The 13,608-nt window shown below is 67.4% G+C and carries 13 protein-coding genes; 7 read left to right on the top strand and 6 right to left on the bottom strand.

Translation table 11 applies throughout. The features are described 5' to 3' along the window. Window positions 1-5: 5 nt before the first annotated feature. The 4 genes from H6900_05345 to H6900_05330 are packed head-to-tail and all read left to right on the top strand — an operon-like array spanning window position 6 to window position 4,103. Window positions 6-743 (top strand): 5-formyltetrahydrofolate cyclo-ligase, encoded by a 738-nt coding sequence (locus H6900_05345; protein ID MCC0072696.1) that lies wholly within the window; start codon window positions 6-8, stop codon window positions 741-743. Window positions 744-788: 45 nt separating this feature from the next. Then, window positions 789-1,760 (top strand): ABC transporter substrate-binding protein, encoded by a 972-nt coding sequence (locus tag H6900_05340; GenBank protein MCC0072695.1) that lies wholly within the window; start codon window positions 789-791, stop codon window positions 1,758-1,760. Between the two features lie 2 nt (window positions 1,761-1,762). Further along, window positions 1,763-2,545 carry an ABC transporter ATP-binding protein gene (locus H6900_05335; GenBank protein ID MCC0072694.1) on the top strand — a complete coding sequence of 261 codons (783 nt, stop codon included), beginning with the start codon at window positions 1,763-1,765 and terminating at the stop codon, window positions 2,543-2,545. Next, window positions 2,535-4,103 (top strand): ABC transporter permease subunit, encoded by a 1,569-nt coding sequence (locus H6900_05330; GenBank protein MCC0072693.1) that lies wholly within the window; start codon window positions 2,535-2,537, stop codon window positions 4,101-4,103. The genes H6900_05335 and H6900_05330 overlap by 11 nt, the downstream gene beginning before the upstream one ends. 13 nt (window positions 4,104-4,116) lie before the next feature. On the opposite strand, the gene H6900_05325 is transcribed toward H6900_05330, so the two are convergent. The 3 genes from H6900_05325 to H6900_05315 are packed head-to-tail and all read right to left on the bottom strand — an operon-like array spanning window position 4,117 to window position 8,646. Next, a complete protein-coding gene (locus H6900_05325; protein ID MCC0072692.1) occupies window positions 4,117-5,694 on the bottom strand; it encodes an AMP-binding protein in 1,578 nt (525 codons plus the stop codon). Further along, window positions 5,691-7,082: an ATP-grasp domain-containing protein gene (locus H6900_05320; GenBank protein MCC0072691.1), complete on the bottom strand. Its 1,392-nt coding sequence runs from the start codon at window positions 7,080-7,082 to the stop codon at window positions 5,691-5,693. The genes H6900_05325 and H6900_05320 overlap by 4 nt, the downstream gene beginning before the upstream one ends. Window positions 7,083-7,089: 7 nt before the next feature. Then, a complete protein-coding gene (locus H6900_05315) occupies window positions 7,090-8,646 on the bottom strand; it encodes a propionyl-CoA carboxylase (GenBank protein ID MCC0072690.1) in 1,557 nt (518 codons plus the stop codon). Window positions 8,647-8,759: 113 nt separating this feature from the next. Here H6900_05315 and H6900_05310 point away from each other — a divergent pair, with 113 nt between their 5' ends. Together H6900_05310 and H6900_05305 are read left to right on the top strand one after the other, a co-directional pair. Then, the gene (locus H6900_05310) at window positions 8,760-8,987 is read left to right on the top strand and encodes an acetyl-CoA carboxylase biotin carboxyl carrier protein subunit (GenBank protein ID MCC0072689.1); all 228 of its coding nucleotides are present in this window, start codon (window positions 8,760-8,762) and stop codon (window positions 8,985-8,987) included. Between the two features lie 70 nt (window positions 8,988-9,057). Further along, window positions 9,058-9,756: a GntR family transcriptional regulator gene (locus tag H6900_05305; protein MCC0072688.1), complete on the top strand. Its 699-nt coding sequence runs from the start codon at window positions 9,058-9,060 to the stop codon at window positions 9,754-9,756. Between the two features lie 20 nt (window positions 9,757-9,776). On the opposite strand, the gene H6900_05300 is transcribed toward H6900_05305, so the two are convergent. Beyond that, complete coding sequence (locus H6900_05300; protein ID MCC0072687.1) at window positions 9,777-10,676, bottom strand: amidohydrolase family protein; 900 nt, start codon at window positions 10,674-10,676, stop codon at window positions 9,777-9,779. Window positions 10,677-10,783: 107 nt separating this feature from the next. Between H6900_05300 and H6900_05295 the strand changes: the two genes are divergently transcribed. Then, window positions 10,784-11,785, top strand: a complete 1,002-nt coding sequence (locus H6900_05295; protein MCC0072686.1) for an NADPH:quinone oxidoreductase family protein — start codon at window positions 10,784-10,786, stop codon at window positions 11,783-11,785. A gap of 42 nt (window positions 11,786-11,827) precedes the next feature. Here H6900_05295 and H6900_05290 read toward each other — a convergent pair whose 3' ends face one another. Both H6900_05290 and H6900_05285 read right to left on the bottom strand, forming a co-directional pair. After that, complete coding sequence (locus H6900_05290; protein MCC0072685.1) at window positions 11,828-13,084, bottom strand: TRAP transporter large permease; 1,257 nt, start codon at window positions 13,082-13,084, stop codon at window positions 11,828-11,830. Beyond that, window positions 13,081-13,590, bottom strand: coding sequence for a TRAP transporter small permease (locus H6900_05285; protein MCC0072684.1), 510 nt, complete (start codon window positions 13,588-13,590; stop codon window positions 13,081-13,083). Before H6900_05285 ends, H6900_05290 begins: the two co-directional genes overlap by 4 nt. Between the last annotated feature and the right edge of the window lie 18 nt (window positions 13,591-13,608).

Below are 13,608 nucleotides of genomic sequence, written 5' to 3'. Positions count from 1 at the left end.
CGATAATGTCGAAATCCAAGATCATCCGCCAGCAAATTTGGGGAAAGCTTCATGATGTCGCGCGCCCCGACACGCGCTTCCACATGAACTTTGCCGAAGTGATCCCGGATTTCGAAGGGTCCGAGACCGCAACCGAACACCTGGTGCAGATGCCGCGCTACCAATCGGCCGGCTACAGCTTCATCACGCCGGACAACTGCCTGGTGGACCTGCGCCGGCGCATGATCGCCGAGGGCAAGACCTTTGTGATGTCCACCTATGGCATCTATCGCGGCTTTCTGCTGATGGAACCGGGCATGGTGCCGCCGGGGGCCGAACTCTATGCCGCCTGGCTGGACGGGATGGAGCATTTCGGCCGCCCGATCACGCTGGAGGAAATCGCCGCGCGCGGGCGGTTCGACTTCATGGTGACGGGCGCGTCGGCGGTCTCGCGCGACGGGGTGCGGTTCGGCAAGGGGCACGGGTTCTTCGATCTGGAATGGGGGATGTTCACCGATCTGGGCCTGGCGGACGAGGACACGCCGGTCGTCGCGGTGGTGCATGACGTTCAGGTGGTCGAGGAAAAGCTGATCCCCTCGGAAACCGACATTCTGGTCGATTACATCGCCACCCCCAGCGGCCTGCACACGGTCGAACGCACCGCCCGCCGGCCCCGGGGCGTGAAATGGGCGCTGCTCGATCCCAAGCAGATCGAGCAAACGCCGCCGCTTCAGGAACTTCAGCGCATCCAGGGAATCGCCTGATCGCTGTCCGCCCATCGTCCAACGCCGAAACACAAAGGATCTGACATGCGACTTGCTCTCAACCGCCGTTCTTTCCTGGCCACCGGGGCCGCCGCGGGCGCCCTGCCCTTTCTGCCGCGTCGCGCCCGGGCGACGACCCCCTTCACGATGCAGGCCTCGTGGATCAACGACGCCGAATTCTCGGGCTATTTCCTGGCCATCGACCAGGGCTATTACACCGACGAGGGGCTGGATCTGACCTATCTGTCGGGCGGCCCCGACGTGATCCCGGAATCGACCATCATCGCCGGCCGTGCCGATCTGACGCTCACCACCCCCGACACCACCATCAAGGCGATCGCCGAACAGGGCGCGCCGTTCAAGATCATCGGCACGCAATACCAGAAGAACCCCATTGGCATCGTCTCGCTGGCGTCGAACCCGATCCTGTCGCCCGCCGATATGGTCGGCAAGACGATCGCGGTGCCGCCGGTCAACACTGTCAGCGTCGAGGCGGTGCTGGCCATGAACGGGATCGACCGCGGATCGGTCAATATCGTGCCCTACGCCTATGATCCGACACCCCTGGTCAACGGCGAGATCGACGCCAGCCTCGATTTCACGACAAACGTGCCTTACACGATCTCGATGATGGGCCACGAGGCGGTGTCCTTCCTGCTCTATGACTTTGGCTTCACCACCTACAACGACACCGTCGTGGTGACCGAGGAAACGCTGGCCACCAAACGCGCCGAACTGGTCGCCTGGTTGCGCGCCAGCCGTCGCGGCTGGACCGAGAACCTGGTCGATCCCGCGCGCTATCCGCCGCAATGGGCGCAAACGCATTTCGCCGGAACCGGCCGCGAGATCGACAACGAGGTGTTCTTCAACACCGCGCAGAAACCGCTGATCGAAAGCCCGGCGGGCGTTTTCGCGATGACCGAAGAAGGGATCGAGGGCAACCTCAGGGCCTTGGCCGCCGTCGGCATCAACGGCACGCGCGACATGTTCGACACCACCTTGCTCGAGGAAATCTGACCATGAGTGCACCCGCGGGGATAACCCTCGACCAACTGTCCAAGACCTTTCGCGGACGCGGCAAGGCGGTCGAGGCCCTGCGGGATGTCAGCCTGGACTGCCCGCTCGGCAGTTTCACCGCGCTGATCGGCCCTTCCGGGTGCGGGAAATCGACGGTGTTGCGCACCGCGCTGGGGCTTGAGTCGCTGGATTCGGGCACCGTCCGCATGGCCGACATGGGGCCGGAAAAGGCGACACGCGCCGGCCTGACGGGCGTTGCCTTTCAGGACGCGGCGCTGTTGCCCTGGCGAACGGTGGCGCAGAACGTCGCGTTGCCCCTCGAGGTGCTGGGCCGCCCCCTGGGCCCCGAGGCCGGGCGGATCCGCGAGTTGATCGACCTGGTGGGACTGAAGGGCCGCGAGAATGCGCTGCCGGGCGAGCTGTCCGGCGGGATGCGGCAGCGGGTCGCCATCGCGCGGTCGCTGGTGACGGAGCCGCGCATCCTGTTCCTGGACGAACCTTTTGGCGCGCTGGACCAGATCCTGCGCCGGCAGATGAACATCGAATTGCAACGCATCTGGGCGGAAACCGGGGTTACGACGCTGCTGGTCACGCACGGGATCGACGAGGCGGTGTTCCTGGCCGACCGTGTCGCGGTCATGCACGCGGCGCCGGGCCGCATCGTTGCGCTGATCGACGTGCCCTTTGGCCGTCCCCGCGGGCCCGAGCTGTTCTCGGACGATCGCTTCCACCACCTGTGCGACCAGATCGCCGGCGTTCTGCACGGGGGCGAGCATGCCGACTGAGACCCGGGCCCGGCGCCTCGGGGCCTTGCTGCGCGCGCTCTGGCCGCTGCTGGCGGTCCTGGCGTTGTGGGAACTGGCCGGCCAGATGCGCTGGGTCGCGGGCGGCGCCCTGCCGGCGCCGTCGCAGATCCTGCACCGCTATTGGCTGGATCGCGCCGATTACCCGCCCCACATCCGGGCGACGCTGATCGCCTCGGGCGTGGGGTTCGTGATCGGCAACGCGGTCGCCGTCGCCGCCGGCCTGCTGTTCGTGCTGGCCCCGGTCACCGGCCGGATCGCGCGGGGGCTGAACGTCGCGATCTTTGCCCTGCCGCCGATCGCCATCGCACCGATCCTGGCGCTGACGCTGGACGGCATGACCCCGCGCATCGTGCTGGCCGCCCTGGGCGTCTATTTCGTGACGATGCAGGCCACCGTCACCGGATTGCAGCAATTCGACAGCCGCGCCGGCGACCTGGTCCGCGCCTATGGCGGCGGCAAGGCCGCGGTGATGCGCTTCGTGCAGATCCGGGGCGCCATTCCGGCGATCCTGTCGGGGTTTCGCGTGGCCGCGCCGAACGCCGTTCTGGGCGCGATCCTGGCCGAATTCGGCGGCGGAGGGCGCTGGGGCCTGGGCACGTATCTGCTGGGATCGCTGGGCCGCGGGGATCCGTCACGGCTGTGGGGCATCGGCCTGACGGCGACGGCGATCGCCGGGCTCAGCTATGCGCTTTTCGCCGTCCTCTCGGCGCGGATGCTGGGGCGGACGCGCGCGGTGACCCTGAACCCCGCCGCCCCGCCCAGCGAACCGCGCGAGTCCGTCAACCTGCCCGTCATGGCCGCGTCGATCCTGCTGCCTTTTGCGCTGTGGTGGGGCGTCCTGTGGGCGTTGCAGGTGCCGCGCATGATCGGCAAGACGCCGTGGGACGTGATCGACTATCTGTTCCTGTCCGCGCAATCGGCGCAGGCACAGCAAAGGTTGCTGGGCGCGCTGCTGCAAACCCTTCCGATCACGCTGATCGGCATGGCGGCGGGGCTGGGCTTTGCCTTTGCGCTGGCCGTGTCCTCGCGGTTGACGCCCGGTTTCACCCGCGCGTTCCTGCCCGTCGCCCTGGTGACCCAGACGATGCCGCTGGTTGCCCTGACGCCGCTACTGGTGCTGATCCTGGGGCGCGGAACGGCGGTGACCTTGTGGATCACCGTTTCGGTCACGTTCTTTCCGGCCTATGTCATGATCGCCCAGGGCCTGGCACAGGTGCCGCGCGCGGCGCTGGAATTGCCCCGCGCCTATGGCGCGACGGCATGGCGCGAGTTGCGACTGGTGGCCATTCCGGCCGCCGCCCCCTGGGCGCTGGCGGCGGTGCGCCTGACGGCGCCGCGCGCGCTGCTGGGGGTGATGATCGCGGAATGGCTGGCGACCGGGCGCGGGCTGGGCAATCTGCTGAACCAGTCGCGCGGTTACATGGACTTCAGCATGATCTGGGCCGTCGCCCTGGTCAGCGTCCTGCTGTCGGTCGCGTTCTACCAGCTTGCGCTCGGGTTCGAACGGCGCGTCCTGCGCCGCATGGGGGGCGGTTGAGGGGCCACGCCCCTCAGGCCGGACCCTCCTCGGCCCGTGCCGCGGCGGCGGCCTGGGCACGCGCGGCAAGGGTCATGCGGTCTACCTTGTCCACCGGGGTTCTGGGCAGGCGGTCCAGAACCGTCAGATGCTTGGGCATCTTGTAGTTCGCCAGACGCGCGCGGCACCAGTCGAGCACCGCGTCGGGCGCGACCGGGTCGGCCTCGACAAAGGCGTGGCCGACCTGGCCCCAGTCGGCATCCTCGACGCCGATCACCGCCGCAGCGCGGATCGCGGGGTGTTCCTCGAGCACGATCTCGACTTCGCGCGGATAGACGTTGAAGCCGCCGGATTTGAACATCTCCTTCGAGCGGCCGCAGAACACCAGATACCCGTCATCGCGCAGCCGCGCGCGGTCGCCGGTGCGCAGCCAGCCGTCGGCGGTAAAGGCCTGGGCGCTGGCGGCGGGGTTGCCCAGATAGCCGGCAAAGGGATGCGGGTGCAGCACCTGGACCTCGCCCTCGTCGCCCGCCGGCACTGCGATGCCGTCGTCCGAGGCGATGCGCAGCCGCAGGTCCGGGTCCGGTTTGCCGGTGGTCGTCAGCAGGATATCGACATCGCGGGTCGGGGGCGTGTAGCAGATCGGCCCGTTCGACTCCGTCTGCCCGTATTGTTGCGAGAATTCCGCGCCGGTGCGCTCCATCAAAGCGGCCAGAACGCGCGGATTGATCGGCCCCGCGCCCCAACTGACGTAACGCAGGCTGGCCAGGTCGGCGGTGGCGAAATCGGGGTGCGCGACGATCCGGTCCAGCATCGCGGGAACGCCGCTGAGAACGTGCAACCCCTCGGTGCCGATGGCGCGCAAGGTGAACCCGGGGTCGAACTGCTCGTGCATCACCAGGGCCCCGCCCGCGACAAAGGCCACGCCGATCCCGCTGGCCAGGGCGCCGATGTGGTTGACCGGCAGATCCAGGACCTGACGCACATGCGGCACCGCGAACCGGCCGCGCTGAAGGGTGGCGCTGCGGAACGCCAGCCCCCGATGGGTAATCAGTGCGCCCTTGGGCCGCCCTGTCGAACCCGAGGTGAAGATGATGACCGCCGGCACCGCGGCATCGAAACCAGCCAGCGCCGCATCCCAGAGGGCGGGCACGGTATCCTCGGCCACGGGGGGCGGCAGGGCGCCGTCCCACAGACCCGCGCCGACGCGCATCACGTCCAGACCCAGCTCGGCCGTGTGGGCGTCCAGATCGGGGCTCAGGTCGGTCTTGCCGACGCACGACAGCGCGATCAGCAGCTTCGCGCCGCTGTCGAGCAGGTTCTGGCGCTGTTCGGGCCGCTTGAAACGCGGATTGATGCCCAGCCAGGTCGCCCCGGCCAGCCAGGTCGCCAACAAGGTGACCAGGGCCTCGGGCCGCGGGGTGAGCAGCACGGCCACCCGGTCGCCGGGCCGGATGCCGCGCGCGCGCAGCGTCTCGGCCAGCGCCAGGGCACGGGCGGCGAGCGCGCGATAGCTCAGGCGCTGGTCGCCATGCACCACGGCCTCGCAATCGGTGTCGGCGTCCAGCCATGCGCGCACCGCATGGAGAAGGGAAAGCGGCGCGTCGCTCATGTCGAGGGTCCTTCGGCAAGGGGGGGCGCGTCTTGCAACAGGCGATCGAGCCCGGCCTCGACATAGCCGGTCCAGATCGCGCCGCGCTGGAACGCCGCGTCGTGCAGCACCGCCAGCAGGAAATCGCGGTTGGTGACCAGCCCCTCGACCACGGTTTCCGACAGCGCGGCGGCCAGCCGGGCGATGGCCGTGGCCCGATCCGGGCCGTGGGCGATGATCTTGGCGATCAGCGGATCGTAATAGGGCGTCACCGCGTCCCCGGCCCGAAAGCCGGTCTCGATCCGCACGCCGTCCATGTTCCGCGGCAGGTCGAACCGGGTCAGCGTCCCGGGCGACGGCAGGAACTTGCGCGCCGGGTTTTCGGCATAGAGCCGGACCTCGACCGCGTGGCCGTGCAGCGACAAGCCAGCCATGGCCTCGTGCAGGTCCTCGCCCGCCGCCAGCCGCAACTGCGCGGCGACCAGGTCGGTGCCGGTGACCATTTCGGACACCGGGTGTTCGACCTGAATCCTTGTGTTCATTTCGAGAAAGTAGAACGCGCCCGTGTCGGCATCGACGATGAATTCCACGGTCCCCGCCCCGGCATAGCGTTCGGCCCGCGCCAGCGCGCAGGCGGTCTCGGCCATGCGGTTCACGGTCTCGCGCGGCAGGCCCGGGGCCGGGCTTTCCTCGACGATCTTCTGAAAACGGCGCTGCAACGAGCAGTCGCGCTCGAACAGATGGACTGCCCGGCCGTCGCCAAAACCGAAGACCTGAATTTCGACGTGTCGCGCGCGGGGGATGAATCGCTCCAGAAACACCGACCCGTCACCGAAACTGCGCGCGGCGGCGGCCTGCGTGCGTTCGACGGTCTTGCGCAGCTTTTCGGGGCCGTCCACCCGCTGCATCCCGATTCCGCCACCTCCGGCCGAGGCCTTGACCAGCAGCGGATAGCCGACCGCCGCGCCCGCCGTTTCCAGCCCGTCCAGCGCGCCCTCGGTGAACCGGTCCGAGCCGGGCAGCACGGGCACGCCGGCGGCGATCGCCAGGTCCCGGGCGCGTTGCTTGTCGCCCATGTCATCGATGGTATGCGGATCGGGGCCCACCCAGATCAGCCCCGCCGCGCGCACCGCCCGGGCAAAAGCGGCGCTTTCGGCCAGAAAGCCATAGCCTGGATGCACCGCGTCGGCGCCGGTTCGCAGGGCGGCGTCGATCACCGCGCCGTGGCGCAGGTAGCTTTGCGCGGCCTGCGCCGGGCCGATGGCGACAGCCTCGTCCGCCAGCGCCACATGCAAAGCGCCGGCGTCGGCATCGGAAAAGACCGCGACGGTGGCGATGTCCAGCGACCGGGCGGCACGGAGGATGCGGCAGGCGATCTCGCCGCGATTGGCGATCAGAAGTTTCCTCATGTCGGCCTCACATCCGGAAGGTGCGCCCCTTGACGCCCAGCTGCTCGGGCAGCAGGCGCCAGGCGTCATCCAGCCAGTCGTTCAGGATCGCCCGTGTCTCGCGCGGGTCGATGATGTCGGGGATGCGGAACTTCTCGGCGGTCAGAAAGGGCGATTCCAGGTGGTGGAAATGGGATTCGATCGCATCCAGGCGGGCTTTGCGGGCCACGGGATCCAGTTGGTCGAGCTCTTTCTTGAAGGCGGCCTCGGCCCCGCCGACGACCGGGATCGACCCCCAACGCCCCGAGGGCCAGGCATAATGCAGGTTCAGCCCCTGAACCCGGCCAAAGGTGCTGCCGGCCAACCCATAGCACCGCCGGGTGATGATCGCGCACCAGGGCACCTGGCTTTGCTCGATCGCCATGCAGACCCGCACCGATCCCTTGACCGCGCCGGATTTCTCGGCCTCGGGGCCGACGATGGTGCCGGGCTGATCGACCAGATGCACGATCGGCAGATGAAAGGTGTCGCACAGGTCGATGAACCCCTCCATCTTGGCGGCCGAGGCCTTGGTCATGCCGCCGCCGTATTGCATCGGATCGGTGGTGATGACGCCGACCGGCCGCCCGCCAAGACGCGCAAAACAGGTGACGACCGACCGGCCATACCCCTTGGTCAGCTCAAAGACCGAGCCCTTGTCGAACACCATCTCCAGGATCTTGCGCGACTTGTAGACCTTGCGCTGGTCGCGGGGGATGATCTCGATCAGGGCCTCGTCGGCGCGGTCCCGGGGGTCGTCGCAGTCGATCACCGGGGGCAGTTCATAGACCGACGACGGCAGGTAGGACAGAAAGCGGCGGGCCATGGCAAAGGCCTCGTCCTCGGTCGCGGCCTCGTTGCCCATGACACCGGATTCGCGGGTGTGGATCTTCGAGCCGCCCAGATCCTCCTTGCTGACCTTGATGCCCATGCCGCGTTCGACCACCGGCGGACCGCCCGCAAACACCTGCGAGGTTCCCTTGACCATGATCGAATAATGCGCCGTCGCCGCCTTGATCGCACCCAGGCCCGCGCAGGGGCCCAGCGCGATGCCGACGATCGGAATCTTGCCCATCATCCGCGCCAGCGTCCAGGTCGGATAGGCCGGAAGCTTGGTCGCCGCGTTCTGGTCCAGGATCCTGACGCTGCCGCCGGCGCTTTCGACCAGCCGGATCAGCGGGATCTTCATTTCTTCGGCGTAGATCTCGGAATAGATCCACTTGTCGGACACCGTCGCCTCGGACGAACCGCCGCGGATCGTCCAGTCGTCGCCGTCGATGGACACGCGCCGCCCGTCGATCCGGGCGCTGCCGATCACCGCGTTGGCCGGGGTCACGCTGACCAGATTGTGCTGGTCGTCGTAGACCGCCTTGCCCGTCATCGCACCCAGTTCGCGGAAACTGCCGGGATCCACCAGTCGGTCGATCCTTTCCCGCACGGTCAGCCGGCCCTGGGCGTGCTGCTTGGCCACGGCCTCGGGCCCACCCAGTTCGCGCGCGATCGCGCGGCGGCGGTGGATCTCGTCAACTTCCTTCTGCCAGCTCATCGTTGGCCTCCCTTCGGCAATGGGCCCAGTTTACAGAAAGTAAGATTGTTGACAATAAGCATGTTTTGATAATGATGGGCAGAACGCACCGTCATGTCCAAGGGGGAACCACCGTGGCCACAGAGATCATCGAAAGCGAGATTGCCGGGACCGTCTGGAAGATCGAGGTCGCGCCCGGAGCCACGGTCGAGGAAGACGATGTGCTTGTCATCCTGGAATCCATGAAGATGGAAATCCCGGTCCTGGCCCCCGGGGATTGCACCGTGGTCGCGATCCTGGTGGCCGAAGGCGACGCCGTGGCCGAGGGGCAGCCGCTTGTCTCTCTGACTGCGGACGTCTAAAGGTAGACAATCGTCTTACCGACACGCGGACAGTCCCGCCATGTGGCAAACCTCTCTCCTTCAACGCGCGATGCTGGCCTCCTTGCGACCCTCGCGCGGCGATAGCGGCGAGGCGCTGTCGATCGCGGAACAGATCGCGATGCAACTGGCCGAGGAAATCGTCAACGACCGGCTGCCGCCCGACACCCGCATCCAGGAGATCGGGGTCGCGACCCGGTTCAAGGTCTCGCGCGGGCCGGTGCGCGAAGCGTTGCGCATTCTTGAAACCTCGGGGCTGGTGCAGATCCTGCCGCGGCGCGGCGCGGTGGTGACCAAGCTGTCGCCCGACGAGGTGGCCGACCTGTTCGAGATCCGCAGCGTCCTGTTCGGGCTGGTGGCGACCCGCGTCGCACAGCACCATTCCGACGCCGATCTCGAGGCATTTCGCACCCGCCTGGACCGGCTGCGCGGCATCGCCGCGCGCCAGGATGACACCGCGACCGCCGATTTCGTCGAGGCGGTGCAGGAATTCGGCCTGACCATGAGTGAATCCGCCGGAAGCGAGCGGCTGACCTCGTTCGTGACGATGCTGTTCCACCAGACGCTACGCTATTCGCGGCTGGGGGTCTCCACGCACGAACGTCGCCAGGATTCGGTCATGCTATGGGAACAGCTCGTCGATCACATCCAGCACGGCCGCTCGGAGCCGGCCGAGTCCACCGCCCGCAGCATTGTCCGCCGCTCGCGCGCGTTTGCGATCAAGCTGCTGGAAGCGGGCGAACGGCAATAGCCGCGCGCGCGCCTCTCTGCTCAGATCCGATAGGTCTGCGCTGCGGTGCCCACGAACAGCGCGTCCCGCGCCGAGGCCGGCAGCGATGCGGTCAGGGTGTCGAACGCGCCCCAGACCTTTGCATAGGACGCCATCAGCCGGTCCACCGGAAAGTTCGAGCCGAACATCGCGCGGTCAGGGCCGAACGCAGCCAGGCAATGCGCCACGAAGGGACGGATCGTTTCGACGGTCCACTGGTTGTCCACCATGCCGAAGCCACTGATTTTCATCACCGTGTTGGGGCAATCGGCCAGACGGCTGACCGCGTCGCGCCACCCGGCGAGATGCGCCTCGCCCCGTTCGGCCGGCATCAGCGCGTGATCCAGAACGATCGTCGTTTCGGGATGCGCGCGGGCCAGATCGGCCAGCGCCGGGGCCTGCTGATAATAGATCTGCGCGTCAAAGCTGAACCCGTGATCGGCCAGCCGCGCGAAGCCGCGCCGCCAGTCGGGGTCGGCCAGGAAATCGCGCGGCGCGCGGTTCAGGCGCGGATCGGGGTGACGGTTCAGCACCTGCCGGATGCCCCGCACCGCCGCAAAGGCGGCATGATCGGCCAGCACCCGGGGCGCCGTGTCGGCCGAGAGATCGGCAAAGGCGACGATGGCCTGCGGCAATCCGTTCGCGCCGGGCTCGGCCGCCACCTCGGCCAACCAGCGGGTTTCGCCCACCGGGTCCGCCGGGTCCCAGTTCGCCTGCACATGCACCGATCCGGCAAGGGTGACGCCGGCGGCCCGGGCCTCGGCTTGCAGGTGATGCGGCAGAAAACTGCGCCTGAGCGACTGCGTGTCACCCCAGCCCCTATCGTGATCGTCGGGGCGGTTCCAGGGATAGGCGTTCCGCTCCAGGTCCCAAAGGTGATGATGCGCGTCGATGATCTGCACGAAAGCTGTCCTTGTCCTGTTCAGGTCAGCCTATTCCGTCACAATTAAGATTGTCAACAATCTGCTGATCCCGGATACTACCCCGACAAAGCCCAAGGAGGAAACCGATGAAAGCCCTGCTCAGCCGCACCGCCGGAGGCCCCGAAACCCTGCGGGTCGAGGACCTGCCAAGCCCGGCGCCCGCCAAGGGCGAGGTCGTGGTCACGGTCGCGGCGGTGGGACTGAACTTTCCCGACCTGCTGATCATCCGGGACCAGTATCAGTTCAAACCCCAACGCCCCTTTGCGCCGGGCGCCGAGATCGCCGGAACCGTGACCGCCGTTGGCGAGGGCGTCGCCGATCTGGCGCCGGGCACGCGGGTGCTGGGGTTTCCCGGCTGGGGTGGGCTGGCCGAACAGGTGGCCCTGGGCCGGGCGCTGGTCACGCCGATCCCCGACGCGATGCCTTTTGCCGACGCGGCGGCCTTTCTGATGACCTACGGCACCTCGTATCACGCGCTGACCGACCGCGCGCAGCTGAAACCCGGCGAGACGCTGCTGGTCCTTGGCGCCTCGGGCGGGGTCGGGCTGGCGGCGGTCGAGCTGGGCAAGGCGCTCGGTGCGCGGGTGCTGGCCGCGTGTTCCTCGCAGGAAAAGCTGGATGTCGCGCTGGCGGCGGGGGCCGATGACGGGCTGGTCTATCCGGCCAGCCTGGACGACAAGGACGCCAGCCGCGCGCTGGCCGAACGGTTCAAGACCCTGTGCGGAAAGCACGGCGCCCAGGTGATCTATGATCCCGTGGGCGGCGGCTATGTGGAACCCGCGCTGCGCGCCATTGCCTGGGAGGGGCGCTATCTGGTCGTCGGATTCCCGGCCGGTATCGCGAAACTGCCGATGAACCTGCCGTTGCTGAAGGCGTGCAGCGTGATCGGCGTGTTCTGGGGCGCGGCAACCCAGCGCAATCCCGCCAGGCACGTCCAGTCGGTGCAGGAACTGTTCGCGCTGTATCAGGCCGGCAAGATCAAGCCGCTCGTTGAAACCGTGCCCGGCCTCGACGCCGCGCCGGGGGCGCTGGAACGGCTGGCGGCCCGCCAGGTCAAGGGCAAACTGGTGGTGACGCTGGCGGATTGACCGCCCCCGCCCGCCCCGCCCTTCCAACGGGCGGGCGGGCGATCAGACCAGGGCCAGCGCGATCCAGGGCACCAGCGTGACCAGCAGCAGGCACAGCAGCATCACCACGATCCAGGGGATGACCGATCGCACGATCAGGCCGAACCGTTCGTGGAACGCGGTCATGGCGACAATGAGGTTCATGCCCATCGGCGGCGTCAGGATGCCGATCTCCAGGTTCAGGATCATGATGATCCCCAACTGGATCGGGGAATAGCCATAGGCCTCGGCGATATGGCTGAGAACGGGCGCGGTGATAACGATGGCCGACCCGGTGTCCATCACCGCCCCCACCAGCAGCAGCAGGCCGTTGACGATCAGGATAAAGGCCATGGGGCTTTCGACATTGTGCAGCGCCATGTCCACCAGATGGCCCGGCACCTGTTTCTCGGCCAGCAGCTTGTTGATCGACATCGCCACGGCCAGCAGCGGAAACAGCGTGCCGACCAGGATGCCGGATTGGGACACGGTGCCGATGTAATCGGCGATCTTCATCTCGCGGTAGATCAGAACCTCGACCAGCAGGGCATAGCCGATGGCGACGGCGGCGGCCTCGGTCGGGCTGAAATGGCCCGAATAGATGCCACCCAGCAAGATCACCGGCATCAGGATCGCCAGCGCCCCCTGCTTCAGCGCGGTGACCAGTTCCGCCCCGCTGAAGGCCAGTCGCGGCCGGTTCCAGTTTGCGATCACGGCATAGAGCGTGAAGGCGACCGTCAGCAGGATGCCGGGACCGATCCCGGCGCGAAACAGCGACACGATCGAGGTTTCGGTCATGATGCCATACAGGATCATCGGCACCGATGGCGGGATCACGATCCCCAGCGTGCCGCCGGCGCAAAGCGCACCGATGGCAAAGCGGCGCGAATAGCCGTTGTCCGTCAGCGCCGGATACAGGACCGATCCGACCGCCAGCATGGTGATGATCGACGACCCCGAAATGGCCGAGAACGCCGCACAACTGAGGATCGTCGCCATCGCCAGACCGCCGGGCAAGTGCCCGGTCAAAGCCACGATCACCCGGATCAGCCGCGCGGCAATCGAACCGCGGCTCATGATCTGGCCGACCAGAACAAAGAGCGGAATCGCCAGCAGCACCTGCCGGTCCATCGCCGCCCAGATGTCTTGCGAGAAATAGCTCAACTCGCCGGCGCCATAGGTGAACTGCACCATCAGCGCCCCGGCCATCAGCGCCCAGACCAGATTGACCCGCAGCGCGATCAGCGCCAGCACGGCGATCAGGATGGCGAGGGCAATCATGCCTCGGCCTCGGCGGCGGGTTTTTGCGGCGCGAGCCCCGGATACAGCGCATAGAGACAATGCCGCAGGCCGCTCAATCCGAAGCCGATCACCAGGGGGGTCTGCATCGGCCACAGCGGCAGGCGGATGGTGGCGTTCGTCTCGTGGAAGAACCGGGTTTCGGCGATGAAAACCCACGCCCCCCAGACCACCAGCACGGCAATCGCGGCGCTCAGCACATGGCCGAGCCTCTCCATGGTCGGCGCCCAGGCTTGCGGGACCAACCCGTCAAAGGCCGTGGGCCGCAAATGCACGCCCTTCGCGACAGCGACGTCGAACGACAGCATCGCCGACAGGATCAGGAAATACAGCGCATAGGAACTGGCCCCGAACAGGCCCTGCCGGACGATCTCGCGCCCGACGATATCCGCCAGCAACAGGGCCGTCATGGCCACGAAACTGAGAACGATCACGGCGATTTCCGCCCTGGTGACCCAACCAAGGAGTCGATTGATCTGACGCTCCATCGCGGCTGCCTTTGCTCA

Source organism: Rhodobacter sp. (assembly GCA_020637515.1).
Taxonomy (GTDB): domain Bacteria; phylum Pseudomonadota; class Alphaproteobacteria; order Rhodobacterales; family Rhodobacteraceae; genus Pararhodobacter.
The sequence above is the reverse complement of the archived record's forward strand: the minus strand, read 5'-3'. Positions and strand labels throughout refer to the sequence as shown.

Bases quoted from the DNA above. Each gene is read 5' to 3' on its own strand.
- H6900_05340 (MCC0072695.1), top strand. From the start codon at position 789: ATGCGACTTGCTCTCAACCGCCGTTCTTTCCTGGCCACCGGGGCCGCC.
- H6900_05325 (MCC0072692.1), bottom strand. From the start codon at position 5,694: ATGAGCGACGCGCCGCTTTCCCTTCTCCATGCGGTGCGCGCATGGCTG.
- H6900_05315 (MCC0072690.1), bottom strand. From the start codon at position 8,646: ATGAGCTGGCAGAAGGAAGTTGACGAGATCCACCGCCGCCGCGCGATC.
- H6900_05295 (MCC0072686.1), top strand. From the start codon at position 10,784: ATGAAAGCCCTGCTCAGCCGCACCGCCGGAGGCCCCGAAACCCTGCGG.
- H6900_05345 (MCC0072696.1), top strand. From the start codon at position 6: ATGTCGAAATCCAAGATCATCCGCCAGCAAATTTGGGGAAAGCTTCAT.
- H6900_05290 (MCC0072685.1), bottom strand. From the start codon at position 13,084: ATGATTGCCCTCGCCATCCTGATCGCCGTGCTGGCGCTGATCGCGCTG.
- H6900_05335 (MCC0072694.1), top strand. From the start codon at position 1,763: ATGAGTGCACCCGCGGGGATAACCCTCGACCAACTGTCCAAGACCTTT.
- H6900_05330 (MCC0072693.1), top strand. From the start codon at position 2,535: ATGCCGACTGAGACCCGGGCCCGGCGCCTCGGGGCCTTGCTGCGCGCG.
- H6900_05320 (MCC0072691.1), bottom strand. From the start codon at position 7,082: ATGAGGAAACTTCTGATCGCCAATCGCGGCGAGATCGCCTGCCGCATC.
- H6900_05305 (MCC0072688.1), top strand. From the start codon at position 9,058: ATGCTGGCCTCCTTGCGACCCTCGCGCGGCGATAGCGGCGAGGCGCTG.
- H6900_05285 (MCC0072684.1), bottom strand. From the start codon at position 13,590: ATGGAGCGTCAGATCAATCGACTCCTTGGTTGGGTCACCAGGGCGGAA.